Raw genomic sequence first — 24605 nt, 5'->3', positions numbered from 1 at the left:
ATCTCTTGACCTTAGTCATTGGTTTAACGGGAGGAATAGCAAGCGGCAAAAGTACGGTTGCCAATATGCTGATAGATAAAGGAATCACTGTCATAGATGCGGATATCATTGCAAAACAAGCGGTAGAAATAGGGATGCCGGCCTACCGGCAGATCATTGACGAATTTGGTGAAGACATTCTGCTCGAAAATGGTGATATAGACAGAAGAAAGCTTGGGGCGCTGGTCTTTACAAATGAACAGAAGCGTCTTGCTTTGAATTCAATTGTTCATCCTGCGGTCAGAGAGGAAATGCTCAAGCGGCGTGATGAGTCCATTGCAAATCAGGAGACATTTGTAGTATTAGATATTCCGCTTTTGTTCGAAAGCAAATTGGAGTCTTTAGTGGATAAAATTATTGTGGTCAGTGTGACAAAAGAGCTTCAGCTTGAACGCCTGACCAAGCGCAACCAATTAACGGTGGAAGAAGCGCTTAGCCGGATCCGCTCCCAAATGCCATTAGAGGAAAAAGTGTCAAGAGCGGATAACGTTATAGATAATAGCGGCACACTGGAAGAGACAAAACAGCAGCTTGAGGAAATTCTCAGCTGCTGGGCATAACAAAACACCGTTCATTATGAACGGTGTTTTTGTGATTAAAAATCAAAATTGTCCGGATCAGGACCCACGCGCAGATTTTCATTTAACGCATCAATTCGGTTCATGTCATCCTGTGATAATTCAAAATCAAATATGTTCGCGTTCGCTTTAATTCGATGTTCCTTTGTAGATTTAGGAATGGTGATGACGCCGTGCTGTAAATCCCAGCGTAAAATGATTTGCGCGACGGATTTGTTATATGATTTTGCGATGTCTGTCAGCTCGGGATGATCAAGCAATTGTCCCTGCATTAAAGGTGACCATGCTTCCATTTGAATGCCTTGCTTCTTGCAATAATCCATCAGCTCTTTTTGCGTAAGGCGCGGGTGGAATTCCACTTGGTTGATCATAGGCTTCATTTCAGCACCCTTCAGCAGATCCTTCAGGTGGTGGATTTGGAAATTGCTCACTCCGATCGCTTTGACACGGCCTTCTTTATACAGTGTTTCAAGTGCTCTCCAAGCTTCTTTATATTTGCCTTCCACAGGCCAGTGAATGAGGTATAGATCTAAATATTCCAAACCGAGTTTTGACAGGCTTGTTTCAAATGCCGCCAATGTTTCCTCATACCCTAAATCCGCATTCCACACTTTTGATGTGACAAATAGATCCTCTCTGGAGATGCCGGCTTCTTCAATTCCTTGCCGCAAGCCTTCCCCGACTCCCGCTTCATTTCCGTAGATAGCGGCAGTATCAATACTGCGGTAACCGTGAACAATGGCTGTTTTCACCGCACTGACGAGTTCTGATCCTTCTTCCACTTGGAATACTCCGAGGCCGAACCACGGCATTTTCACCCCGTTATGAAGTGTTGCTGCTGCTTGTAAATGTGTTGTCATGTTTGTTTCCTCCTATTGAAATGTTAGGCTGCCTGCCGATCCTGTTTTTCCAGAAGACGGCTCCAGCCTGTTAAGATGACGGCTCCTGCTACCATTAAAGCTCCAATCCACGCGGTATGAATCAGTCCGATGGAATCGGTAATCACGCCTCCCAAAAAAGATCCTAGGGCAATTCCTGCGTTAAATGCTGCAATATTAATCGCGGATGCTACGTCTACTGCGCTCGGTACAAAACGTTCAGCCAGCATGACGACATATACTTGCAGGCCGGGCACATTCATAAAGGCCAGCAAGCCCATAAAGAGAATCGTAATGAGGCCGGCAATTTTATAAGGAGCCGTAAATGTTAACGTAAACAGGACGAGGGCCTGTACGATAAACATATAAAACAGCGAGGCGATCGGATTTCGATTGGACAGTTTCCCGCCAATCATATTGCCGATGGCAATGGCAATTCCGTATACGAGCAGGATAATGGCTACAGTGCCGGCCTTAAAGCCCGTCACTTCCTGAAGCAGGGGAGACAGGTAAGTGAACACAACAAATGTTCCTCCGTACCCTAAAGCTGTTATGACAAATAAAAGCAGTAAACGGCCGTTTGTCACAAGCTTCAATTGGTCCCGCATCGTTGTTTTCGTCCCTTTTCGTAAATTGGAAGGGACAAGAATGCCATTTGCAATGACAGCGATAATGCCGACGGCGATAATAACCATAAAGGCAAACCGCCAGCCGAGCTGCTGGCCGATAAACGTGCCGAAAGGAACTCCGGTTACTGTTGCGACGGTGAGTCCTGTAAACATAATGGAAATCGCACTCGCCCTTTTATTTTCAGGGACAAGATCAGCTGCGATCGTCGAGCCGATCGACATAAACACACCGTGTGAAAAAGCGGATATCACACGTGCTGTTAAAAGAATCCCGATGCTTGTGGCCGACGCGGCCATCGTATTCCCGGCGATAAAAATGATCATGATCCAAAGCAATAGCGTCTTTCGTGACATGCTTGAGGTCAATGACGTTAAAATAGGCGCGCCGAACGTAACACCCAGTGCGTATAGCGAAACGGTCAATCCCGCTGTTGTTACAGGAATGTGTAAATCATCAGATATTAACGGCAAAAGGCCGACGCTGATAAATTCGGTTGTCCCTATCGCGAATGCACTAATGGCGAGTGCCAGAAGTGCAGGAATGCTGCTTTTATTGGCTGAAGTCATTCAAGATCCTCCTTTTCTGTTATGTGTTGTATGATTGAAATTCTGCCGAACAAGCTATATAAATAAAAGAGCAGATTCAATTCAGCCGGCAAATGTGATTATGAAAGATATCATCAAAAAAGAAAAGTACGTACTTTTAAGTGCTATAGTCACTTTTTGGTGCCTGTAAGGAGAGTGAACCGCATGGAGAAGAAAAAATATAACATTTCAGTTGAAGCGACTCTTGAAGTAATAGGCGGGAAATGGAAATGCGTGATTTTATGCCACCTGACACACGGAAAAAAACGAACAAGTGAGTTAAAGCGTTTAATGCCGAATATCACTCAAAAAATGCTGACCCAGCAGCTGCGCGAGCTGGAAGCTGACGGTGTCATTAACCGTATCGTGTACAATCAGGTTCCTCCTAAAGTGGAATACGAACTGAGTGAATACGGCCGCAGCTTAGAAGGCATTTTAAATATGCTCTGCGATTGGGGAGCGAATCATATCAACAAGGTATACGGCGATACCTTCTCTGTATTAGAAGAAAGTGTGCTCAATGATAAATTGAAACAGGAATCATAAGAAAATAAAGCAGGCAGTGCGCAGCGCTGTCTGCTTTTTTGATTCTTCATCCTCATATTGTGTGCAAGAAAACGTATGATACATCATAAATTAACGTTATAATCGTTGATTTTTATCAATATGTACTGGCGAATTCTTTTTAATGTGTTATACTAATTTCAGATGACAACAATTTAGAATGACATAATTGATGAGGGGTGACCAACGTGAAGGTAAAAGTAGCGATAAACGGGTTTGGAAGAATCGGAAGAATGGTCTTTAGAAAAGCAATGTTAGACGATCAAATTCAAGTAGTGGCTATTAATGCCAGCTATTCGGCTGAAACGCTGGCTCATTTAATAAAGTATGACACAAATCACGGACGGTACGACAAAGAGGTTGAGGCTGGAGAAGACAGTCTGATTGTGAATGGAAAAAAAGTACTCTTGTTAAACAGCCGTGATCCGCAACAGCTGCCTTGGCGGGAATATGATATTGACATTGTCGTTGAAGCAACAGGGAAGTTTAATTCAAAAGAAAAAGCGATGGGACATATTGAAGCGGGCGCGAAAAAAGTCATTCTGACCGCTCCGGGGAAAAATGAAGACGTTACCATTGTGATGGGTGTTAATGAAGACCAATTTGATGCTGAACGCCACGTGATTATTTCAAATGCGTCATGCACGACAAATTGTCTTGCACCGGTTGTGAAAGTGCTTGATGATGAATTTGGCATTGAGAGCGGTCTAATGACGACAGTGCACGCTTATACGAATGATCAAAAAAATATTGATAATCCGCACAAAGATTTGCGCCGCGCCCGGGCATGCGGTGAATCCATCATTCCGACGACAACAGGAGCAGCAAAGGCGCTTTCGCTTGTTCTGCCTCACCTGAAAGGAAAGCTTCACGGTCTCGCTTTGCGTGTGCCTGTTCCGAACGTCTCATTAGTTGATCTTGTTGTCGACTTGAAAACGGATGTAACGGCAGAAGAGGTAAACGAAGCATTCAAGCAGGCTGCCAAAACGTCAATGTACGGAGTGCTTGATTATTCGGATGAACCGCTCGTGTCGACAGATTATAATACGAATCCGCATTCGGCGGTTATTGACGGGCTTACGACAATGGTGATGGAAGACAGGAAAGTAAAAGTTCTCGCATGGTATGACAATGAATGGGGCTACTCATGCAGAGTAGTTGATCTCATCCGCCATGTGGCGGCACGAATGAAATATCCATCTGCTGTATAGAATAAGGTCATGGACACAATTTAAGAAAAAACCCTTAACAGCATATTTCTGAAAAAACGCTTCTTGCAAATTAGACTTAAACACAGTATACTATTTTTCGTGAACTTCTTGCTTGAGACTGTTTCGGGATTACTTAAAGGGTTAGGACCTCTCCGGACTAACTTTCCCCCGTGGTAAATAGCCGACCCAGTTGTTGGAACTTCACTTTTTAATTCTTGTTAAGGGGGGTCCATGACTATGGAAACAATGGGGCGTCACGTTATCTCCGAGCTATGGGGATGCGATTTTGATAAGCTGAATGACATGGATTTTATTGAAAAAACGTTTGTAAATGCTGCTTTAAAATCAGGAGCTGAGGTGCGCGAGGTTGCATTTCACAAATTTGCACCGCAGGGCGTAAGCGGAGTCGTTATTATTTCTGAATCACATTTAACGATTCACAGTTTTCCTGAGCACGGATATGCAAGCATTGATGTTTATACTTGTGGAGACTTAGATCCTAATGTCGCTGCTGACTACATTGCAGAGGCATTACATGCTGATACAAGAGAAAACATTGAAATACCAAGAGGAATGGGGCCTGTGCAGATTAAGCAGGCGCAAGCGAAAGTCCTATAAAGTAAACACGAACACAAAGGGAGCTGGAGCTAGAAAGCCGTTACGCGCTTTTTAGCTTATGCTCCTTTTATTTTTATGAACAAACAGGGGCGGCTAGCTTTTTCTTTTTCCGTTTTTTTTGTAAAATAAGAAAGAGATATGTCATAAACCGCCTGATGCTGTTAGACACAGCCTAAACAACGGCTCTCCCGACAGATGCCTGTCACATCATTTTATAGCCGGAGGCTGCCGAATATACATTGCAGGGAACGAAATAGTTGGGAGCTGATTTTATTGAAATGTCCTTCATGCCATCATAACGGAACGCGAGTCCTCGATTCACGGCCTGTGGATGACGGAAAATCCATTCGCAGAAGACGGGAATGCGAAGCCTGCCATTACCGCTTTACTACCTTTGAGAAAGTGGAGGAAACCCCGCTCATCGTTGTAAAAAAAGAAGGCGTGCGAGAGGAATTCAGCAGGGAAAAAATGCTGCGCGGCCTTATTAAAGCGTGTGAAAAAAGGCCTGTTTCACTCAAAACGCTGGAAGATATGTGTTTTGACATTGAAAAAGAACTGCGCAATCAAGGCTGTTCCGAAGTGAAAAGCGAGTTCGTCGGAGAAATGGTCATGGACCGCCTGGCTAAGGTTGATGAAGTCGCATACGTGCGGTTCGCGTCCGTCTATAGGCAGTTTAAAGATATTAATGTCTTTATCGATGAATTAAAAGATTTAATAAAGAAAGAGCGTTAAAGAGCTAAAAGGATTCTTCTAGCTCTTTTCTCATGTGCAAAATTGGCATTTGATAGATATTCGAAACGGTGTAAAATGAGAGGTAGAAACATAATCGGAAGGTTTGAGAATGTATGGCTGACTATTGGAAAGATGTACTGCCTGTAGACCCTTATGTGGTGAAGAGCAAATCAATGCTGCAGGATATTGACAGACAAATTATTACACAACTGTACCAGCCCTTAATCGGCCCTGTTGCATTCTCTCTTTATATGACATTGTGGGGAGAACTTGAACAAAACCGTCTGTGGGGCGGAGAATCCACACATAGACAGCTGATGGGAATGACCCAGTCCAATTTGAAAACGATCCATCAGGAACAGGGAAAGCTCGAGGGCATCGGATTGCTAAAAGTCTATATGAAAGAATCCGAGCGGCAGGAGCGCCTCTTTATATATGAACTGCTGTCGCCGCTGCGGCCGAATGAATTTTTCGAAGACGGCATGCTGAACGTTTTTCTGTATAACAGAGTCGGAAAAACAAAATATCAGCAGTTAAAACAATTTTTTACGCATCCGGCGATTTCAGAAGACGCCAAAGACATTACAAGGCCGTTTAATCATGCGTTTGAATCACTGCAGCCGAGTGAATGGAAGCTCACATCCGATATGGAGGAAACGGTGAGACTTGCGACGGGAAGGGAGTATACAACTGTCGGACAGGCTCCGTCCTATATCGTTACAGAGGATGTGTTCGATTTTGATTTGTTTTTAGCGGGGCTTTCGGAGACGATGATTCCAAGAAAAGCAATGACGCAGCAGGTGCGGGAAACGATTAAAAAGCTTTCTTATTTGTACGGCATTGATCCTTTGCAGATGCAAAACGTTGTCATGAGCGCGATCGATGAGCATGAAGTGATTACCACCGAAGCTTTAAGAAAAGCGGCAAGCGACTGGTACCAAATCGAGAGGAACGGACAGCTGCCGGACTTAGTGGAGAAAACACAGCCGGTACATCTGCGTGAAGGCGGAAAAGCGGCAGAAGAGGATTCGCTGGATAGTGAGCTGATCGCATTGCTGGAGGTCATCTCACCGAAAAAGCTTCTTCAGGATATCGCGGACGGAACCGAACCGTCAAAAGCAGATTTGAAAATTATAGAAGAGATTATGTTTGAACAGAAGCTGGAGCCAGGCGTCACAAATGTATTGATTTATTACGTCATGCTGAAAACCGACATGAAGCTGTCGAAAAACTATATACAAAAAATTGCCTCCCATTGGGCGCGCAAAAAAGTCAAAACGGTCAGAGAAGCGATGAAGCTTGCCATAGAAGAAAACCGCCAGTATCTCGAATGGGCTGAAGGGAAAACGAGCCAATCTTCTAAACGAAATCAAAAAGTGATTCGCGAGGAAAAACTTCCTGACTGGATGAAAGAAAAGAAAACGGCTTCCGATTCTGAAACCGGACAGCAAATGCTGCAAGAACAGGACTTGGAAGAACAGAAGAAAAAGATGATGGAAGAAATGAAAAAACTGAAAAAATACTCTGCCTATTAAGAGCAGAGATGCGGGGTGAAGTAATACATGGAACCAATCAGCCGTTCCCTGCAGGGCGTAACCGGCAGACCGGATTTCCAAAAGCGTCTTGAACAAATGAAGGAAAAAGTGATGAAGGATCAAGACGTTCAGGCATTTTTAAAGGAAAATGAAAACGTCATCGATCAAAAAATGATTGAAAGAAGCTTAAATAAGCTTTATGAATATAGTGGACAGAGCAAGCACTGCTCTTATTGTTCAGAAGACGAAAACAGCAATAATCTGTTGGAGGGCTACCATCCGAAGCTTGTGATGACCGGCCGCTCTATTGATATCGAGTATTACGAATGTCCGGTCAAACGAAAGCTCGATCAGCAGAAAAAACAGAAGTCCCTCATGAAAAGCATGTATATTCAGCAGGATCTTCTCGGAGCGACGTTCCAGCAGGTCGATATTAATGATCCGAGCAGACTTGCAATGTTCCAGCATGTCACGGATTTTCTGAAAAGCTATAATGAGACGGGAAAAGGGAAAGGATTATATTTGTACGGCAAGTTCGGTGTAGGGAAAACCTTTATGCTCGCCGCTATTGCCAATGAGCTGGCGGAAAAAGAGTATTCCTCCATGATCGTCTATGTGCCCGAATTTGTCAGAGAGCTGAAAAATTCGCTTCAAGATCATTCGTTGGAAGAAAAGCTGAACATGGTAAAAACCACGCCTGTATTGATGCTCGACGACATCGGAGCAGAATCGATGACGAGCTGGGTCAGGGATGAAGTCATCGGGACAGTGCTTCAGCACCGAATGTCCCAGCAGCTGCCGACTTTCTTCTCTTCTAATTTCTCGCCTGATGAGCTGAAACATCATTTTACGTATTCTCAAAGGGGAGAAAAGGAAGAAGTGAAAGCGGCAAGATTAATGGAGCGGATATTATATCTGGCTGCTCCTATCCGTCTTGACGGAGAAAACCGCCGCCATTAATAACCGCTGCGGTTCAAAGGGGAAGGAACTGAGGGTATGAAACTAAAAACGGCTGTTAAATGGCTGGCAGTGCTTGCGGGAGCAGGCTTGATTTTTTGGGCAAATAAAAGGTATCTAAATCTATCTCCGAAAGAAATCAGGATATGGGTTCTATCATTCGGCATCTTTGCGCCGCTTATCTTTATCGGGATATCGATCGTCAGGCCGCTTGTATTATTTCCGGTATCAGTTATTTCTATTGCGGGCGGTCTGGCCTTTGGCCCGATTCTCGGCACGCTCTACACACTATTTGGGTCGATGTGCGCTTCGGCTGTCTCATTTTTTGCAGCCGGTCTGTTTGCGGCAAAAACCAACAGCCATCACGAAAGGCTGGAAAACATCCAGAAGCAGATGGAGGAAAACGGTTTTTTCTATATCTTTCTTCTGCGGATCCTTCCGATTAATTTTGACTTCGTCAGCTATGCGGCAGGGCTTTCTAATGTCAAGCCGCTCCCATACTTTGCGGCGACGGCTGCGGGAATCATCCCTGGGACCATTGCACTGAACGTGCTGGGAGCAAGCTTTTTCACGGGCAATTTGCCCGCCTTCTTTCTCGTCCTCGGATTTTATATCATTTTTATGGCGCTGCCATTTATCTTCAGAAAGAAAATGCAAAGCTTGTTTCAAGAATCAAATTAAGATTTGCCGGTGACCTTTACGTCTATTTTAAAAACATCCCCCATATACTTGTAACAGATGCCGTAAGGGGGGACAAACATGCTTGAAATAATCTTTGAAGATGACCATGATACAGCCGCTTTTTTACATCTCATTCAGCATTCGGACGATCAGAAAAACATCATTGTCCGTGAAGGCATACGAAAAATCGGGATTGAAAAAGCTGAGCCGGCTTTCTCTATTCAGAGTTTTATGGAGCCGATTCTGGTCAAGTTTTTTTTAGATTGCAAAGAAGACGAGCATATGCTGTCGTTGATTGAAGAGACGTATTGTTTCACGGACCAGGATGAGCAGCAGCAAATCCTTCAGCTCGCACACAGTATTATAGAAGGAGAAGCTGATGTTCTTCCGTTTGAACCGATGAAGCCGCCGCGCAAGAAGTGTATTTCAGATGAGCTCCAAACGATTTGTTTAGAGGACGGGGTATTTTCAATTCGTTCCTTTCAAACCTTTCGCCTCGGACAGTACTACGAACAGCTTAGAGAAACTGTGGAAGCGGCAATAGACGAATATAAGATGGAGCAGGAGTACCAAAACTTTATTCAGACACTCAGAGACTATGTAATGGCTAAACCGCCGCGAATCAAAAGGGTGCACATTGTCCATGATGGTTCATTTACACTGTGGGAGATGCGCTATGTGCCGGAACGGGAAAAAATGAAATACATAGACAGGCGATTTGTCCGGGATCATCCCATGTACATTGACTCCCATTTGCTTGCGCCGCTGATCTCCATCGCGCCTGATGAGGTGATTCTCTATACAGACCAGCCCGAGCATATGATGGTAAGGACGATTCAAAACGTATTTCAAGAGCGTGTGCAAATGCTTCCGCTTCAGGCGTTTTCAAACGCTGAAACACCGGTCAAGCACTCAGAGGGATAAGTGCCGGCAGCCTGTAAACATAAGGCTGCCGCTTGAAAAAAAGGAAATACAATCGTGTTGATTTTTTGGAACGAACAATTTATAATACATAGGAGATTAAGATTGACACACGTACTGATAAGGACATGAAGGAATGATACCGGCTTAAAGAGAGGGAAGTCACGGCTGCAAGCTTCCCAGCTAAGGACCATTCGCTTTACCGCCTTTGAACTTCAGCTGTGAACCCCTTTATAAGGAACAGTAATAGCTGACGGGAACTCCCGTTACAGAGTTTAGAGCCGCAGGTGCCGGTGTATTGGCTTGCGGAAAAAAGGGTGGAACCACGATTCCGTTTATTCAACCTCGTCCCTTTCATAGGGGGCGGGGTTTTTATATGCAAAAAAGGAGTGACAATGATGTCAGATATGGTAAAAATCACATTTCCTGATGGAGCAGTCAAGGAGTTTGCGAAAGGAACAACAACAGAAGATATCGCGGCATCCATCAGTCCGGGATTAAAAAAGAAATCATTAGCCGGAAAACTGAACGGAAAAGAAATCGATTTGAAAACGCCGATCAACGAAGACGGCACTGTGGAAATCATTACTGAAGGATCAGAAGAGGGTCTTGAGATTATGCGCCACAGTACGGCTCACTTGCTGGCACAAGCGATTAAACGCATTTACAAAGACGTGAAATTCGGTGTCGGTCCTGTTATCGAAAACGGTTTTTACTATGATGTAGAAATGGAAGAAGCGATTACGCCGGAGGATCTGCCGAAAATCGAGAAAGAAATGAAAAAAATCGTCAATGCGAACCTTCCGATCGTTCGAAAAGAAGTCAGCCGTGAAGAAGCGAAAGCCCGCTTTGCGGAAATCGGCGATGACCTGAAGCTTGAACTGCTGGATGCGATTCCTGAGGGAGAAACCGTATCGATTTACGAGCAGGGCGAATTCTTTGACCTGTGCCGCGGCGTACACGTTCCATCAACAGGAAAAATTAAAGAGTTTAAGCTGTTAAGCCTTGCAGGTGCATATTGGCGCGGTGACAGCAATAATCAAATGCTTCAGCGTGTATACGGAACAGCTTTCTTCAAAAAAGCTGATCTTGACGAGCATCTTCGCATGCTTGAAGAAGCAAAAGAGCGTGACCACAGAAAACTCGGCAAAGAATTAAAGCTGTTTGCGAATTCTCAAAAAGTCGGACAAGGTCTGCCGCTTTGGATGCCAAAAGGCGCGACAATCCGCCGCACGATCGAGCGCTACATTGTCGATAAAGAAATCAGCCTCGGCTATGAACACGTCTATACACCAGTGCTTGGAAGCAAAGAGCTGTATGAAACATCAGGACACTGGGATCATTATCAAGAAGGCATGTTCCCTCCGATGGAAATGGACAACGAAACACTTGTATTGCGTCCGATGAACTGCCCGCACCATATGATGATTTACAAACAAGACATTCACAGCTACCGCGAACTTCCAATCCGTATTGCGGAGTTGGGAACGATGCACCGCTATGAAATGTCAGGTGCGCTGTCAGGGCTTCAGCGCGTACGCGGAATGACGTTGAATGATGCACACATCTTTGTACGCCCGGATCAAATTAAGGATGAGTTTATCCGTACAGTCCGTTTAATCCAGGATGTATATGAAGATTTCGGTTTAAGTGATTACACATTCCGTCTGTCTTACCGTGATCCGGAAGACACAGAGAAATACTTTGATGATGATGAAATGTGGAACAAAGCGCAATCCATGCTGAAATCTGCAATGGACGAAATCGGCCACGACTATTACGAAGCAGAAGGTGAAGCGGCATTCTACGGCCCTAAACTTGATGTTCAGGTGAAAACAGCGATCGGCAAGGAAGAAACATTGTCTACTGTTCAGCTGGACTTCTTGCTGCCTGAACGCTTCGATCTGACATATATCGGTGAAGACGGCAAGCAGCATCGTCCGGTTGTTATTCACAGAGGTGTGGTATCAACAATGGAACGTTTTGTTGCATTCTTAATCGAAGAGCATAAAGGCGCACTTCCAACATGGCTTGCACCGGTTCAGTTCCAAGTCATCCCGGTTTCTCCGGCTGTGCATTTGGATTATGCGAAGCAAGTACAAGAGAGCCTCCAGCGTGAAGGCCTGCGTGTAGAAGTCGACAGCCGTGATGAAAAAATCGGCTACAAAATCCGCGAAGCGCAAATGCAAAAAATTCCGTACATGCTTGTGGTCGGTGACCAAGAAGCAGAAAACGGTGCGGTAAACGTCCGTAAATACGGAGAGCAGAAGTCTGAAACCATTTCACTTGATGATTTTGTGAAAAAGGCTGTAGCTGAAGCGAAGAAATAATACAAAAAAGCATGATCTCATGAAAGAGATCATGCTTTTTTATTTATGTTCTAAAATAGGAAACAAATCATGAAGGCTGCTGATGATGTGATCAGGCGTCACTTCTGTTTCATTTTTCTTATCCGTCCGGTTGATCCAAACGGTTTTGATTCCGGCTCTGGAAGCGCCTAAAATATCAGTATTCAAATTATCGCCGACCATGATGGCATCCTCTTTCTGGATCTTCATTAGCTGCAGGCAATGCTCGAAAATAGAAGCATCGGGTTTCCCTTTGCCAAAAGCGCCTGAGATGACAATTTCATTGAAATAAGGGGCGAGCTCAGGCACGCCGGCGAGCTTCTCCTTTTGCAGACTCGGATCGCCGTTAGTCAAAAGCAGCAATTCATACTTTCCTTTTAATTGATCAAGCACATCAAATGTTTCATCGTAAACAAACGGGCGTTTTCGGCGTTCCGCTGCAAAAAACTCTCCCAAATATTCACCATATGCCGGATCGTCGACACCCAGCGCTTTTAGGCCGTTTGTCCATGCGTTTCGTCTGTACTCCGGCACAATCTTATTCAGCTTCTGAAATCCTTCACTGATCGGCTCGGAGAAATTTGACCACAGCCCTTCAAATGGGTTAATGCCGATCATCACCGTATAAGGGTATGTCTCGTAAGACATGTACAATTCTCTCGCCGCTTCCCGAACAGCTGCTTCGAATTCCTCAGGGTCAAGACCATATTTTTTCTCGGCCTGTAAACATGTTTCTGCAAATGTTGTTCTGACGCTTTTCTCATCCCACAGTAGTGTATCGTCTAAATCAAAAAATACGGCTTTCATGATCTTCTCCTCTGCTTCAGATTCAATTCTTTCTGCCAAAAGGCTCATGTTTATTCTACAATAGATAAAAGCCTTGTGAAATATGTTTTCAGACGATTTTAAAAAAACAGTCAGCCATGAAACGGTTTACCGAAAAAATGATAAAATGAAATGGGAAAGAACAGGTGACACAGATGATTCAATTAATGATCATGATGCTGGAAAGGGTAGGGATTATTGTTATATTGGGATTTATTCTGGCCCACACTAAACTTTTCAGACAGGCTCTTCAAAATCCGGAGGGCTACAAAGGAAAAGCCGTATTGATTTCTATTTTTTCTCTTTTCAGCATCATCAGCAATTATACCGGCATCGAAATTCAAAAACATATGATTGTGAATAATGATTGGGTGTTTACAATAGATCCGTCGGGCTCTATTGCAAATACCCGTATTTTGGGCGTTGAAATAGGCGGGCTTTTAGGCGGGCCGTTTGTAGGAGCGGGAATCGGTTTATTAGCAGGCCTACATCGTTTTTCGCTCGGCGGCAGCACGGCTTTAAGCTGTGCGGTCTCATCCGTTTTAGCAGGGTTTCTAGCGGGATGGATCGGCAGGTATTTTACGAAGCGCTATCGAATGCCGACACCGCGTATCGCAGCCCTCGTCGGGATCGGTATGGAGACCTTGCAAATGCTCATTATTTTGCTGATGGCAAAGCCGTTCAATGACGCTTGGGAGCTTGTCAGCATGATCGGGATTCCGATGATCCTCATTAACGGAACAGGCAGCTTTATTTTCCTGTCGATTATTCAAACCATTATTCGCAAGGAAGAACAGGCAAGGGCGCTTGAAACGCACAGGGTGCTGACCATTGCCGATCAGACGCTTCCTTTTTTCCGTCAAGGGTTAAATGAAAGCTCTTGTAAAAGTGTAGCGGCCATCATCCATAAGATGACCGGAACGGATGCGGTATCTCTGACGGACAATGAGAAAATACTTGCGCATGTCGGCGCGGGAATGGATCATCATATCCCATCTGAAAGCCTGATCACAGGCCTGTCTAAAAAGGTAATTAAAACTGGGCGCATCATGAAGGCTACTTCACAGGAAGAGATTGAATGCACCCATTCGGAATGCCCTTTGCACGCGGCGATTGTACTGCCTTTGACATCAAACGGCAACACAATCGGAACGTTAAAAATGTATTTTAAAAGCCCGGCCGGTCTCAGTCAGGTAGAGGAGGAGCTTGCCGAGGGGCTGGCCATGCTGTTTTCGACACAGCTTGAGCTCGGTGAAGCCGAGCTGCAAAGCAAGCTTCTGAAGGATGCGGAAATCAAAGCGCTTCAAGCACAGGTTAACCCGCATTTTTTATTTAATGCCATCAATACGATTTCTGCTTTATGCCGGACAGATGTTGAAAAAACCCGTAAGCTTTTGCTGCAGCTTAGCGTGTACTTTCGTTCTAATCTCCAGGGAGCAAGGCAGCTGCTGATTCCGCTTTCGAAGGAGCTGAATCATCTTCAAGCCTATCTGTCATTAGAACAGGCGCGTTTTCCCGGGAAATATAAGATTGAGCTTGATATTGACAGCAGGCTGGAGCAAATTGAGATTCCTCCGTTTGTCTTGCAGGTGCTTGTTGAAAACGCATTACGGCACGCATTTCCAAAAAAACAAGACATGTGCAAAGTAATGGTTTGTGTCTTATCTGATGAGTCATCCGTCTATATGAAGGTCACGGACAATGGACGCGGAATTCCGCCGGACGTCTTGCCGGAACTGGGGAATAAACCGCTGCCTTCTAAGGAAGGAACAGGGACTGCGCTTTATAATCTGAATCAGCGGCTGATCGGTTTATTCGGCCAGCAGGCTGCATTACATATCAAGAGTGAGGTACATAAAGGGACAGAGTTTTCTTTTCAAGTACCTATGCAGCAAATGAAAGAGGGAGAAGAACATGCTCAGGGTGTTAATAGTTGATGATGAGATTCTGGCAAGAGATGAACTGGCTTATTTGCTCAAAAGGACAAATGAGGAATTAGAAATCAATGAAGCGGAAAATATTGAATCAGCGTTTGACAAAATGATGGATCAAAAGCCTGATTTGCTGTTTTTAGACGTTGATTTATCCGGAGAGAATGGTTTTGATATCGCAAAACGATTGAAGAATATGAAGAATCCCCCGGTTATTGTGTTTGCGACGGCCTATGACCAGTATGCACTTAAAGCTTTTGAAGTGGACGCTCTTGATTACTTAACCAAACCTTTCGATGAAGAAAGGGTTCGGCAAACAATGAAAAAGTATAAAAAGGTAAAGCGGGAGATTGATGAACCAGAACAGATCAGCCATGCCAGCCAGCATAAACTAGCCTTATCTGTCGGCGAATCGATTGTGATTGTGGATACGAAGGATATAATCTTTGCGGGAACTGAAGACGGCCATGTCCATGTGAAAACCTTTGATGCATCTTATTCAGTCAATGATACGCTCGTTGTCATTGAAAAAAACTGCCGGAAACTGATTTTCTCCGCGTCCATCGAAGCTTTGTCGTTAATACTGAGTACATCAAAGAGATACAGCCATGGTTTAATTCCACCTATAATCTGATCATGAAAGACGGATCGAAAATACCGGTCAGCCGGACATATGCCAAGGAATTAAAAAAGCTGCTCCATATTTGACGGGGCGGCTTTTTGTATTTCATCCTTTTTATGCTGCAACTCATCTTTAATATTCGGCAAGTTATCATGTAAGCGCTTAATAGAGAGTGGTTCTTATTTATAATGAGGGTACAAAAGAGAAAGAGGTGAAGAAAATGAGTGCTAAAAAAGTGTACGGATTTTTAACACAAGCATTTATTTTTGCCGTCATTATGCTGGTTTCCAATATGATTGCCGCTTTTGTCCCAATTCCTATACCAGCGTCGGTTGTAGGTTTGGTCTTATTATTTCTCCTATTATGTTTGAAAGTGATTAAACTGGACCAAGTAGAAACGCTCGGAGCGTCTTTAACCTCATTGATCGGATTTTTATTTGTTCCATCAGGTATATCTGTTATGAATTCTCTTGGTGTGATGCAGCAATACGGCCTGCAAATCGTCCTTGTCATTCTTCTCGCAACGATTATTTTATTGGGGGCAACAGGACTGTTTTCTCAGCTTATTCTTACACTGAGCGGAAAACGCAAGACTGCTGATGACATAAAAGCAAAAACAGTACAGCCCCCGCAGAAGAAAAACGAACTTGTTCATCATTAAGAGAAGCAGGAGGTTCATGAAATGGAAAGCACAATGAGTCCATATTTCGGAATTGTCGTATCACTGGCCGCTTTCGGCATCGGCACCTTTTTATTTAAAAAAACAAAAGGGTTCTTCCTTTTCACTCCATTGTTTGTTGCGATGGTGCTAGGGATTGCATTTTTGAAAATCGGCGGTTTCTCTTACGCTGACTATAATAACGGGGGAGAAATCATTAAGTTTTTCTTGGAACCCGCGACGATTGCCTTTGCCATTCCATTGTACAAACAAAGAGATAAACTGAAAAAATACTGGTGGCAAATTATGTCCTCCATTATCGCAGGCTCTATCTGCTCTGTCACGATTGTCTATTTGCTTGCAAAAGGGATTCACCTTGATGCGGCAGTGATGAAAAGTATGCTTCCGCAGGCGGCAACAACGGCGATTGCGCTTCCTTTATCAAAAGATATTGGCGGCATCAGCGATATCACAGCTTTTGCTGTTATCTTTAACGCCGTCATTGTGTATGCGCTCGGCGCTTTGTTCTTAAAAATATTTAAAGTGAAGAATCCCATTTCGAAAGGGTTGGCTCTCGGAACGTCCGGACACGCACTCGGTGTAGCTGTCGGGATCGAGATGGGTGAAGTCGAAGCCGCGATGGCAAGTATCGCTGTTGTCGTTGTCGGGGTCGTAACGGTTCTGGTCATTCCTGTGTTCGTGCACCTGATCGGAGGATAAGCCAAGGTTGAACCCTTGGCTTTTTCTATTTTATGGTGCGTCTTCCGGATCGATATATCCTTGTTTAATGCCCCATTCCACTTGATCGTCATGCCACTTTTTTCGTTCTTCATAACCATAGCCGTCGTCATCAGGAAGCTCTGAAGCCGGCTGTTGAATGGCATCATCTGTCTGGCTCGGGGAAGATGGCGCATTTTGGATGTTAGATGAGGATGCCTCATTCTGCTGACGCTGTGCCTGCGCTTGCCGTTCTTTTTCGGCGTCCGCTTCCTGCTGCTTTTGGAGTGCTGCCTGACGCTGCCTTTCAAGCTCAGCTTGTCTTTCTGCTTCCGCTAATCGCTGTCTCTCTGCTGCAGCCTGTGCCAATCGTTGCCGTTCCGCTTCTTCCTCCTGTTGTTCCTTTCGTTTCGCTCTCTGCTCTTTTTCACGTTTTTTCGCTGCAGCGATTTTCCTTTGTTTCTCGGCTTCTTCCTTCGCCTTCACCTTTCCTAATTCAGTTGCGAGAGGATTCACCATTTTCAATGAAACGGGTTTTAGGTTTTTCAGCTCTTTCTCCAGCTTGTTTTCATGAAACGCTACGGCTGTGATAACGGTCTCTTCTTTTGGCTCTGAAGATATGCTGTTGCTATTGGAGCAGCCGGTTACTATCAATGTTAAAAATAGAGTAAGCTGTATCAGTTTGTTCATATGTCAGACTCCCTTCTCGTTTTAATATCGGCTTTTTTAGTGTGAGATTCACTTTGTTTTGCATTTTTTCCTATATGTGGTTTTTGGTAAACTGCGAAATAAGGAGAAGGATGAGGTAGTATATTGATCTTCATATAACAGAATCTGGTGCAGAGCATCAGCAACTTCTGATTTTTATTCATGGCGTGGGTGTCAGCGGCTTGATGGGGAAGAGCAAATCAGCCATTTTCAACAATTGTGGCGCCGTTTTGATCTTTCCAGGCTCAGACAAAAATGCTTTATCTTCATGCCAGCTGATTCGAAACATACTATAAAGAAAGCTGTCAATTGAGTGCAGATACGCTTTATCAAATACTAATATGACTTGCACGATACCTGATTCGCTCAGGCAAACCAGTACCAGCCTGCTGGTGACAGTCGGGGAAAAAGAAAGAAAAGTGATGAAAGCATCGGCAGCTGAAATCGCAAAGATGAATGAAAATTCAAGAACCGTTATGTTTCCAGTGATCGGCATGGAGCGCCGCTGGCTCAGCCGATGCTGTTTAACAAAATCCTTCATGATTGGCTGGAGAGTTCAGAACCTTGCATTCTGGATAAGAATAAAAGATTTTCTTTTTCTCTCTTGCACTCATAAATAACCCATGTTACAATGAGAAAGTTGTTCCGGATAAGTCATCCTTGACTAAACATCCGGCATTGTGTAGAATAGTTATTGAATTGAATATAAATCACAAGCAGAAGCACCCGCTTCTCACCTGATTGACACATTCATGTAGTTGGCAGGTTGACCGTACATTTTTATTGATACAGATGTTCGTAGTGTGGGTGTTTTATAATGCCCGCACTTTTTGTTTGCCTGCAGAATGCAGTCAAAAGAGTTGTGAATCAATTCGAAGAAACTATGGAGGTGGCTCATTATTAGCAAAGATCAATTGGTTAATGAGGGTATCCGTGCACGTGAGGTCCGCTTAATCGGACAAAATGGCGACCAGCTTGGAATCAAGTCCCGTCAGGAAGCACTTGAAATAGCCGGCCGCGCAAATCTTGACCTTGTGTTAGTTGCAGCAAATGCAAAACCGCCTGTCTGCCGCATCATGGACTACGGAAAGTTCAGATTCGAGCAGCAGAAAAAGGACAAAGAAGCACGCAAAAATCAAAAAATCATTAACTTAAAAGAAGTTAGATTAAGCCCGACAATCGATGAGCACGACTTTAACACGAAGTTGCGCAATGCGATTAAATTCCTTGAAAAAGGCGATAAAGTGAAAGCTTCTATCCGCTTTAAAGGACGCGCAATCACTCATAAAGAAATCGGCCAGCGTGTACTAGACCGTTTTTCTGAAGCATGTGCTGAGGTTGCGACAGTCGAAACAAAACCAAAAATGGACGGCCGCAGCATGTTCTTAATGCTCGCGCCGAAAAACGAAAAGCAATAAGGAGGAAATCCCATGCCAAAAATGAAAACTCACCGCGGATCTGCTAAACGTTTTAAAAAGACAGGTTCTGGGAAGTTAAAACGTTCTCATGCATACACAAGTCACTTATTCGCCAACAAATCTCAAAAGCAAAAGCGTAAGCTTCGCAAGAGTGCTGTTGTAAGCGCAGGAGACTTCAAACGTATCAAACAAATGCTTGCTAACATCAAGTAATCGGACAAGGAACAATTAGGAGGGAAATTTAATGCCAAGAGTAAAAGGCGGAACTGTTACACGTAAGCGTCGTAAAAAGGTTCTTAAATTAGCAAAAGGTTATTTCGGTTCAAAACATACATTATACAAAGTAGCTAACCAGCAGGTCATGAAATCTGGAAACTATGCTTTCCGTGACCGTCGTCAGAAAAAACGTGATTTCCGTAAGCTTTGGATCACTCGTATCAACGCAGCTGCTCGCATGAACGGTCTTTCTTACAGCCGTTTAATGCACGGTCTTAAGCTTTCTGGTATCGAAGTAAACCGTAAAATGCTTGCTGATCTTGCTGTAAACGATCTTACTGCATTCAATCAGCTTGCTGATGCTGCTAAAGCTCAATTAAACAAATAATGATATAGAGCCGCTCTTAGAGAGCGGCTTTTTTATATAAAGGATGAGGCAACATGATAATTGCTGTATATCTAGTTCTGATCAATCTGTGCGGTTTTTGGGTGATGGGCGCAGATAAACGAAGAGCGCAGCGCCACAAGTGGAGAATTTCTGAAGACCGGCTGTGGCTGATCGCCATCGTGTTTGGAGCGCTTGGTGTCTGGCTCGGCATGCAGACCTTCAGGCATAAAACGAAGCACGCATCCTTTCAATACGGTGTGCCGTTTCTTTTGGTGATTGAAGCGGTGCTGATCGGCATCTATTACAGTCCGTTTGATTTATAAAAAAGCAGAAAAGCGTTTACCGCTCTTCTGCTTTTTTTGCAAGTTTAATGGGCAGATCCCAGTCAATTTTACAATCCGGATATCGCTCCAGTACTTTTTCTTCAATATTCTCAAAATCTTTTGCGGAAAAGTTTTTTAGCTTCTCAGGAGACTCCGTCCATACAAAGATGGTGTGGATGAACAGCGGATGATCCTTGGAAGGAATATGCTTTTCTCCTTCAAAAAGCACGCCTTTATACGTCAATTGAAAGTTCTTTCGGGTATTGTTCTGTTCATCGATAATATAAAAAAGTTCTTTTGATTGGGCTAGCTTCAGTCTTCTCTTTGGATTTGCGACATATTTGACCAAGGCATAAATACAGTAAGCAAATAGAGCAAGCAATAAAATCCGGAGAACCATGATAAACATTGTGTGAAGGCACCTCCCTCATTGTGATGATCTGATGTAATACGTAGAGCATAGAAAAAGGTTTCACTTTTTCTAAAAGAAGTTTGTTAAAAAAGATATACCCGCTTTTTAAGTGAAATAGTCGTATGGTTACCGTCAGGTTTTGTATAATAATAATGCAGGACAGATGAAGGAGGTTTTTGGAATCATGGCAAAATTGGATGAAACGTTAACCATGCTGAAGGAATTAACTGATGCAAAAGGCATTCCGGGAAATGAAAGAGAAGTAAGGCAAGTGATGAAATCATACATAGAACCATTTGCTGATGAAGTGACAACTGACCGGCTTGGCAGTTTAATTGCGAAAAAAACAGGTGCGGAAAACGGCCCGAAAATTATGATTGCCGGGCATTTGGACGAAGTCGGCTTTATGGTGACACAAATCACCGATAAAGGCTTTATCCGTTTTCAAACTGTCGGCGGCTGGTGGTCTCAAGTCATGCTGGCTCAGCGTGTCACCATCGTGACGAAAAAGGGAGAGGTCACAGGTGTTATCGGATCTAAGCCACCGCACATTTTATCTGCTGAAGCGAGAAAAAAACCGGTCGATATCAAAGAGATGTTCGTTGATATCGGAGCTTCAAGCCGTGAGGAAGCATTGGAATGGGGCGTACTCCCAGGTGATATGATCGTTCCGCATTTTGAATTCACGGTCATGAACAATGAAAAATTTCTTTTAGCAAAGGCGTGGGACAACCGTATCGGCTGTGCGATCGCCATTGATGTTTTGAGGAATTTAAAAGACACAGATCATCCAAACGTTGTGTATGGCGTTGGAACTGTACAGGAAGAGGTCGGCCTAAGAGGAGCGAAGACCTCTGCGCACACGATACAGCCTGATATTGCTTTCGGTGTGGATGTAGGAATAGCCGGAGATACACCAGGGATTTCTGAGAAGGAAGCGCAAAGCAAAATGGGAGAAGGGCCGCAGATTATTCTGTACGATGCATCTATGGTCTCCCACAAAGGACTTCGTGACTTAGTTGTCAATACAGCAGAAGAAGCAGGCATTCCATATCAATTTGATGCGATCGCCGGCGGAGGAACTGATTCCGGGTCCATTCATTTGACGGCAAACGGTGTTCCGGCGCTGTCCATTACCATTGCCACACGATACATTCATACGCATGCCGCCATGCTGCATCGTGACGATTATGAAAACGCGGTAAAATTAATCACGGAAGTCATTAAGAAGTTAGACCGGCAAACGGTTGACGATATTACGTACCAATAGAGATACGGAAGAATCCGCCTTGTGAGGCGGATTCTATTTTTTTGTCTGTACAAATTTTGGCGGAGTGACTACAATAAAGGAGATACCGAAAAATTCCTGAATCTGATCACGTACGAGATGCAGCTCATTTGTAAGGAAAGGAGGATTCAATTTCACTGTTTTGTAAGCGCTTTCTAAAATAAGGGAGGTTTGAAAAAAATGAAAAAGAAAAAAGCATGGAAACGGTTCTTTCACTTTTCGAGTGCTGCTCTGACGGCGGGTTTGTTATTGACATCCGCTTCTCCGGCATCCGCTGCATTTTGGGGAGCGTCTAATGAACTGCTTCATGATCCAACGATGATCAAAGAGGGAAGCTCGTGGTACGCGTTTGGAACAGGCCTTACGGAAGAAAGGGGGCTGCGGGTTCTCAAATCGTCGGATGCTAAAAATTGGACCGTGCAAAAATCGATTTTCAGCACACCTTTATCATGGTGGTCCACTTATGTGCCGAATTACGGCCAAAACCAGTGGGCACCGGACATTCAATATTATAACGGAAAGTACTGGCTGTATTATTCAGTTTCTTCTTTTGGAAAAAATGTCTCTGCCATAGGTCTTGCTTCTTCAACAAGCATCAGCTCGGGAAGCTGGAAAGACGAAGGCCTGGTGATCCGGTCGACGAGCTCCAATAATTATAATGCCATCGACCCGGAACTCACCTTTGACAAGGATGGCAACCCGTGGCTTGCGTTCGGCTCATTTTGGAGCGGAATCAAGCTGACCAAGCTGGATAAGAACACGATGAAGCCTACCGGATCGCTTTATTCCATTGCGTCGAGACCGAGTAATAGCGGAGCGCTGGAGGCTCCTACCCTCACGTATCAAAATGGTTACTACTATTTAATGGTTTCATTTGATAAATGCTGTGACGGGGTAAATAGTACGTACAAAATTGCTTATGGGAGATCTAAAAGCATAACAGGGCCTTATCTTGATAAAAACGGAAAAAGCATGCTGGAAGGAGGAGGAACCATCTTAGATTCCGGCAATGATCAATGGAAAGGGCCTGGAGGTCAGGATATTGTAAATGGAAACATACTTGTGCGCCATGCCTATGACGCGAAAGATAAAGGCATTCCCAAGCTACTAATCAATGATTTGAATTGGAGTTCGGGCTGGCCTTCCTATTAAACTGATAAGCCGGGTGAACACCTGGCTTTTTTAAAAGAAAAGATTGACAGTATCCTACTGAATTACTATAATAAAGTTGTTCGTACAAATTAATGATAATTAACTAGTTTTTGTTTATTAGTACGTATCTATCAATTTAGAATTGGAAGCGTTTTATTTTATAAGAAAGGGGCAGTTAACATGCTTCAGACAAGAGATTATGAATTCTGGTTTGTAACAGGAAGCCAGCATCTATACGGAGAAGAAACGCTGCAGCTGGTAGACCAGCATGCAAAAAGCATTTGTGAGGGGCTTAGCGGCATTTCTTCCAGATATAAAATTAAGCATAAACCTGTTGTAACTTCCTCGGAAACCATCAGACAGCTGTTAAGAGAAGCGGAGTATAGTGAAACATGCGCCGGAATCATTACATGGATGCACACATTTTCTCCCGCAAAAATGTGGATAGAAGGCCTTTCCTCTTACCAAAAACCGCTTATGCATCTGCACACTCAATACAATCGGGATATTCCGTGGAATACGATTGATATGGATTTTATGAACAGCAACCAATCCGCACATGGCGACCGCGAGTACGGGTACATCAATTCCCGTATGGGGCTGAGCCGTAAAGTTGTCGCGGGCTATTGGGATGATGAAGAGGTAAAGAAAGAAATGTCTCAGTGGATGAATACGGCGGCTGCGTTAAATGAAAGCAGACATATCAAGGTTGCCAGATTCGGAGATAACATGCGCCATGTTGCAGTAACGGACGGAGACAAGGTGGGAGCGCATATCCAGTTCGGCTGGCAGGTTGACGGCTATGGCATCGGGGATCTTGTCGAAGTGATGAATGGAATTTCTGACGATGAGGTCGAAACACTCTATGCAGCGTATGACAAGCTTTATGTCATCAGCGAGGAAACGAAACGAGACGAAGCAAAGATAGCGTCCATTAAAGAACAGGCGAAAATTGAACTTGGCCTAACCGCGTTTCTTGAACAAGGCGGATACACAGCTTTTACGACTTCATTTGAAGTGCTGCACGGAATGAAACAGCTGCCTGGGCTGGCCGTTCAGAGGCTGATGGAAAAAGGCTACGGGTTCGCCGGAGAAGGTGATTGGAAGACAGCTGCTCTCGTCCGGATGATGAAAATCATGGCTGAAGGTAAAAGAACGTCCTTCATGGAAGACTATACGTACCATTTTGAACCTGGAAATGAAATGATTCTTGGCTCACACATGCTTGAGGTGTGCCCGACAGTTGCTTTGGATCAGCCGAAAATTGAAGTTCATCCGCTGTCTATCGGAGGCAAGGATGACCCGGCGCGGTTTGTATTCAATGGCATCAGCGGATCAGCCATTCAAGCGAGTCTGGTTGATATCGGAGGGCGTTTCCGTCTTGTGCTCAATGAGGTAAACGGACAGGAAATTGAGAAAGATATGCCGAATCTGCCTGTCGCCCGCGTTCTCTGGAAGCCTGAGCCTTCATTAAAAACAGCGGCGGAGGCATGGATTTTAGCCGGCGGCGCACACCATACCTGCTTGTCTTACGAACTGACAGCGGAGCAACTGATGGATTGGGCGGAAATGGCGGGGGTTGAAAGTATCTTGATTTCTCGCGATACATCGATTCACAAGCTGAAACATGAATTGAAATGGAACGAGGCGCTTTACAGGCTTCAAAAGTAG

The 24605-nt window shown here is 44.2% G+C and carries 26 protein-coding genes, 1 pseudogene and 1 other annotated feature; of the genes and pseudogenes, 21 read left to right on the top strand and 6 right to left on the bottom strand.

Annotated elements, in window-relative coordinates; genetic code table 11:
- Positions 1 to 5 precede the first annotated feature (5 nt).
- Entirely contained in the window at positions 6 to 599 is a 594-nt protein-coding gene (coaE, locus tag AU387_RS09845; RefSeq protein WP_059293434.1) for a dephospho-CoA kinase, read from the top strand.
- A gap of 35 nt (positions 600 to 634) precedes the next feature.
- Here coaE and AU387_RS09840 read toward each other — a convergent pair whose 3' ends face one another.
- Both AU387_RS09840 and AU387_RS09835 read right to left on the bottom strand, forming a co-directional pair.
- The gene (locus AU387_RS09840) at positions 635 to 1477 is read right to left on the bottom strand and encodes an aldo/keto reductase (RefSeq protein WP_059335581.1); all 843 of its coding nucleotides are present in this window, start codon (positions 1475 to 1477) and stop codon (positions 635 to 637) included.
- Between the two features lie 23 nt (positions 1478 to 1500).
- Complete coding sequence (locus tag AU387_RS09835; protein WP_059293436.1) at positions 1501 to 2691, bottom strand: MFS transporter; 1191 nt, start codon at positions 2689 to 2691, stop codon at positions 1501 to 1503.
- Positions 2692 to 2874: 183 nt separating this feature from the next.
- Between AU387_RS09835 and AU387_RS09830 the strand changes: the two genes are divergently transcribed.
- From AU387_RS09830 to thrS, 9 genes are all read left to right on the top strand, one after another.
- Positions 2875 to 3255, top strand: coding sequence for a winged helix-turn-helix transcriptional regulator (locus AU387_RS09830; protein ID WP_044153912.1), 381 nt, complete (start codon positions 2875 to 2877; stop codon positions 3253 to 3255).
- Between the two features lie 206 nt (positions 3256 to 3461).
- Complete coding sequence (locus AU387_RS09825; protein WP_059335580.1) at positions 3462 to 4484, top strand: glyceraldehyde-3-phosphate dehydrogenase; 1023 nt, start codon at positions 3462 to 3464, stop codon at positions 4482 to 4484.
- Positions 4485 to 4721: 237 nt separating this feature from the next.
- Entirely contained in the window at positions 4722 to 5102 is a 381-nt protein-coding gene (speD, locus tag AU387_RS09820; protein WP_003223584.1) for an adenosylmethionine decarboxylase, read from the top strand.
- A gap of 273 nt (positions 5103 to 5375) precedes the next feature.
- Positions 5376 to 5834 carry a transcriptional regulator NrdR gene (gene nrdR, locus AU387_RS09815; RefSeq protein WP_059335579.1) on the top strand — a complete coding sequence of 153 codons (459 nt, stop codon included), beginning with the start codon at positions 5376 to 5378 and terminating at the stop codon, positions 5832 to 5834.
- Positions 5835 to 5947: 113 nt separating this feature from the next.
- Positions 5948 to 7369, top strand: coding sequence for a replicative helicase loading/DNA remodeling protein DnaB (gene dnaB, locus AU387_RS09810; protein ID WP_059335578.1), 1422 nt, complete (start codon positions 5948 to 5950; stop codon positions 7367 to 7369).
- Between the two features lie 27 nt (positions 7370 to 7396).
- Complete coding sequence (gene dnaI, locus AU387_RS09805; RefSeq protein WP_059335577.1) at positions 7397 to 8329, top strand: primosomal protein DnaI; 933 nt, start codon at positions 7397 to 7399, stop codon at positions 8327 to 8329.
- A 36-nt stretch (positions 8330 to 8365) separates the two neighbouring features.
- Entirely contained in the window at positions 8366 to 9007 is a 642-nt protein-coding gene (locus tag AU387_RS09800; protein ID WP_059335576.1) for a TVP38/TMEM64 family protein, read from the top strand.
- A gap of 78 nt (positions 9008 to 9085) precedes the next feature.
- Positions 9086 to 9931: a putative sporulation protein YtxC gene (ytxC, locus tag AU387_RS09795; protein WP_059335575.1), complete on the top strand. Its 846-nt coding sequence runs from the start codon at positions 9086 to 9088 to the stop codon at positions 9929 to 9931.
- A 395-nt stretch (positions 9932 to 10326) separates the two neighbouring features.
- A complete protein-coding gene (gene thrS, locus AU387_RS09790; protein WP_059335574.1) occupies positions 10327 to 12258 on the top strand; it encodes a threonine--tRNA ligase in 1932 nt (643 codons plus the stop codon).
- A 39-nt stretch (positions 12259 to 12297) separates the two neighbouring features.
- Here the strand turns inward: thrS and AU387_RS09785 are convergent, their stop codons facing one another.
- Positions 12298 to 13083: an HAD family hydrolase gene (locus AU387_RS09785; RefSeq protein WP_044153932.1), complete on the bottom strand. Its 786-nt coding sequence runs from the start codon at positions 13081 to 13083 to the stop codon at positions 12298 to 12300.
- A gap of 173 nt (positions 13084 to 13256) precedes the next feature.
- Between AU387_RS09785 and lytS the strand changes: the two genes are divergently transcribed.
- The 4 genes and pseudogenes from lytS to lrgB all read left to right on the top strand — a co-directional run bounded on the left by lytS (position 13257) and on the right by lrgB (position 17032).
- A complete protein-coding gene (gene lytS / locus AU387_RS09780) occupies positions 13257 to 15038 on the top strand; it encodes a two-component system sensor histidine kinase LytS (RefSeq protein WP_059335573.1) in 1782 nt (593 codons plus the stop codon).
- Positions 15016 to 15740 (top strand): annotated as a pseudogene (locus tag AU387_RS09775) (LytR/AlgR family response regulator transcription factor). Before lytS ends, AU387_RS09775 begins: the two are co-directional and overlap by 23 nt.
- Positions 15741 to 15874: 134 nt before the next feature.
- Positions 15875 to 16315 (top strand): antiholin-like murein hydrolase modulator LrgA, encoded by a 441-nt coding sequence (gene lrgA / locus AU387_RS09770; RefSeq protein ID WP_044153938.1) that lies wholly within the window; start codon positions 15875 to 15877, stop codon positions 16313 to 16315.
- 21 nt (positions 16316 to 16336) lie between these two features.
- Positions 16337 to 17032: an antiholin-like protein LrgB gene (gene lrgB / locus AU387_RS09765; RefSeq protein ID WP_044153942.1), complete on the top strand. Its 696-nt coding sequence runs from the start codon at positions 16337 to 16339 to the stop codon at positions 17030 to 17032.
- Positions 17033 to 17062: 30 nt separating this feature from the next.
- On the opposite strand, the gene AU387_RS09760 is transcribed toward lrgB, so the two are convergent.
- Positions 17063 to 17719, bottom strand: a complete 657-nt coding sequence (locus AU387_RS09760) for a cell envelope integrity protein TolA (protein WP_059335572.1) — start codon at positions 17717 to 17719, stop codon at positions 17063 to 17065.
- Positions 17720 to 17897: 178 nt separating this feature from the next.
- Positions 17898 to 18278, bottom strand: a complete 381-nt coding sequence (locus tag AU387_RS09755; RefSeq protein WP_059335571.1) for a hypothetical protein — start codon at positions 18276 to 18278, stop codon at positions 17898 to 17900.
- Positions 18279 to 18445: 167 nt separating this feature from the next.
- Positions 18446 to 18576 (top strand) — a sequence feature (ribosomal protein L20 leader region).
- A gap of 57 nt (positions 18577 to 18633) precedes the next feature.
- Here AU387_RS09755 and infC point away from each other — a divergent pair.
- The 4 genes from infC to AU387_RS09735 are packed head-to-tail and all read left to right on the top strand — an operon-like array spanning position 18634 to position 20082.
- Entirely contained in the window at positions 18634 to 19155 is a 522-nt protein-coding gene (gene infC / locus AU387_RS09750; RefSeq protein WP_071543361.1) for a translation initiation factor IF-3, read from the top strand.
- Positions 19156 to 19167: 12 nt separating this feature from the next.
- Positions 19168 to 19368, top strand: coding sequence for a 50S ribosomal protein L35 (gene rpmI, locus AU387_RS09745; protein ID WP_003222418.1), 201 nt, complete (start codon positions 19168 to 19170; stop codon positions 19366 to 19368).
- Positions 19369 to 19399: 31 nt separating this feature from the next.
- Positions 19400 to 19759, top strand: a complete 360-nt coding sequence (gene rplT / locus AU387_RS09740) for a 50S ribosomal protein L20 (protein WP_003222420.1) — start codon at positions 19400 to 19402, stop codon at positions 19757 to 19759.
- 53 nt (positions 19760 to 19812) lie between these two features.
- Positions 19813 to 20082: a DUF1294 domain-containing protein gene (locus AU387_RS09735; RefSeq protein ID WP_059293445.1), complete on the top strand. Its 270-nt coding sequence runs from the start codon at positions 19813 to 19815 to the stop codon at positions 20080 to 20082.
- A 16-nt stretch (positions 20083 to 20098) separates the two neighbouring features.
- On the opposite strand, the gene ysdB is transcribed toward AU387_RS09735, so the two are convergent.
- A complete protein-coding gene (gene ysdB, locus AU387_RS09730; protein ID WP_024122432.1) occupies positions 20099 to 20491 on the bottom strand; it encodes a sigma W pathway protein YsdB in 393 nt (130 codons plus the stop codon).
- Between the two features lie 187 nt (positions 20492 to 20678).
- Here ysdB and AU387_RS09725 point away from each other — a divergent pair, with 187 nt between their 5' ends.
- The 3 genes from AU387_RS09725 to araA all read left to right on the top strand — a co-directional run bounded on the left by AU387_RS09725 (position 20679) and on the right by araA (position 24605).
- Positions 20679 to 21764, top strand: a complete 1086-nt coding sequence (locus AU387_RS09725) for a M42 family metallopeptidase (RefSeq protein ID WP_024122431.1) — start codon at positions 20679 to 20681, stop codon at positions 21762 to 21764.
- 198 nt (positions 21765 to 21962) lie between these two features.
- On the top strand, positions 21963 to 22934 hold the full coding sequence (gene abnA / locus AU387_RS09720) for an arabinan endo-1,5-alpha-L-arabinosidase AbnA (RefSeq protein ID WP_059335570.1): 972 nt from the start codon (positions 21963 to 21965) through the stop codon (positions 22932 to 22934).
- A 180-nt stretch (positions 22935 to 23114) separates the two neighbouring features.
- Positions 23115 to 24605, top strand: a complete 1491-nt coding sequence (gene araA / locus AU387_RS09715) for an L-arabinose isomerase (RefSeq protein WP_059335569.1) — start codon at positions 23115 to 23117, stop codon at positions 24603 to 24605.

This window comes from Bacillus halotolerans (assembly GCF_001517105.1).
Classification (GTDB): Bacteria; Bacillota; Bacilli; order Bacillales; family Bacillaceae; genus Bacillus; species Bacillus halotolerans.
This window is presented reverse-complemented; position numbering and strand designations above follow the sequence as displayed.

What these genes read in the sequence shown, in the direction of transcription:
- dnaB (WP_059335578.1), top strand. Translation starts at nt 5,948, where the DNA reads ATGGCTGACTATTGGAAAGATGTACTGCCTGTAGACCCTTATGTGGTG.
- AU387_RS09725 (WP_024122431.1), top strand. Translation starts at nt 20,679, where the DNA reads ATGGCAAAATTGGATGAAACGTTAACCATGCTGAAGGAATTAACTGAT.
- AU387_RS09830 (WP_044153912.1), top strand. Translation starts at nt 2,875, where the DNA reads ATGGAGAAGAAAAAATATAACATTTCAGTTGAAGCGACTCTTGAAGTA.
- AU387_RS09835 (WP_059293436.1), bottom strand. Translation starts at nt 2,691, where the DNA reads ATGACTTCAGCCAATAAAAGCAGCATTCCTGCACTTCTGGCACTCGCC.
- lytS (WP_059335573.1), top strand. Translation starts at nt 13,257, where the DNA reads ATGATTCAATTAATGATCATGATGCTGGAAAGGGTAGGGATTATTGTT.
- lrgA (WP_044153938.1), top strand. Translation starts at nt 15,875, where the DNA reads ATGAGTGCTAAAAAAGTGTACGGATTTTTAACACAAGCATTTATTTTT.
- speD (WP_003223584.1), top strand. Translation starts at nt 4,722, where the DNA reads ATGGAAACAATGGGGCGTCACGTTATCTCCGAGCTATGGGGATGCGAT.
- AU387_RS09785 (WP_044153932.1), bottom strand. Translation starts at nt 13,083, where the DNA reads ATGAAAGCCGTATTTTTTGATTTAGACGATACACTACTGTGGGATGAG.
- ytxC (WP_059335575.1), top strand. Translation starts at nt 9,086, where the DNA reads ATGCTTGAAATAATCTTTGAAGATGACCATGATACAGCCGCTTTTTTA.
- AU387_RS09760 (WP_059335572.1), bottom strand. Translation starts at nt 17,719, where the DNA reads ATGAACAAACTGATACAGCTTACTCTATTTTTAACATTGATAGTAACC.
- araA (WP_059335569.1), top strand. Translation starts at nt 23,115, where the DNA reads ATGCTTCAGACAAGAGATTATGAATTCTGGTTTGTAACAGGAAGCCAG.
- AU387_RS09800 (WP_059335576.1), top strand. Translation starts at nt 8,366, where the DNA reads ATGAAACTAAAAACGGCTGTTAAATGGCTGGCAGTGCTTGCGGGAGCA.
- thrS (WP_059335574.1), top strand. Translation starts at nt 10,327, where the DNA reads ATGTCAGATATGGTAAAAATCACATTTCCTGATGGAGCAGTCAAGGAG.
- abnA (WP_059335570.1), top strand. Translation starts at nt 21,963, where the DNA reads ATGAAAAAGAAAAAAGCATGGAAACGGTTCTTTCACTTTTCGAGTGCT.
- rplT (WP_003222420.1), top strand. Translation starts at nt 19,400, where the DNA reads ATGCCAAGAGTAAAAGGCGGAACTGTTACACGTAAGCGTCGTAAAAAG.
- lrgB (WP_044153942.1), top strand. Translation starts at nt 16,337, where the DNA reads ATGGAAAGCACAATGAGTCCATATTTCGGAATTGTCGTATCACTGGCC.
- ysdB (WP_024122432.1), bottom strand. Translation starts at nt 20,491, where the DNA reads ATGTTTATCATGGTTCTCCGGATTTTATTGCTTGCTCTATTTGCTTAC.
- dnaI (WP_059335577.1), top strand. Translation starts at nt 7,397, where the DNA reads ATGGAACCAATCAGCCGTTCCCTGCAGGGCGTAACCGGCAGACCGGAT.
- AU387_RS09735 (WP_059293445.1), top strand. Translation starts at nt 19,813, where the DNA reads ATGATAATTGCTGTATATCTAGTTCTGATCAATCTGTGCGGTTTTTGG.
- AU387_RS09755 (WP_059335571.1), bottom strand. Translation starts at nt 18,278, where the DNA reads ATGAAGGATTTTGTTAAACAGCATCGGCTGAGCCAGCGGCGCTCCATG.
- rpmI (WP_003222418.1), top strand. Translation starts at nt 19,168, where the DNA reads ATGCCAAAAATGAAAACTCACCGCGGATCTGCTAAACGTTTTAAAAAG.
- AU387_RS09840 (WP_059335581.1), bottom strand. Translation starts at nt 1,477, where the DNA reads ATGACAACACATTTACAAGCAGCAGCAACACTTCATAACGGGGTGAAA.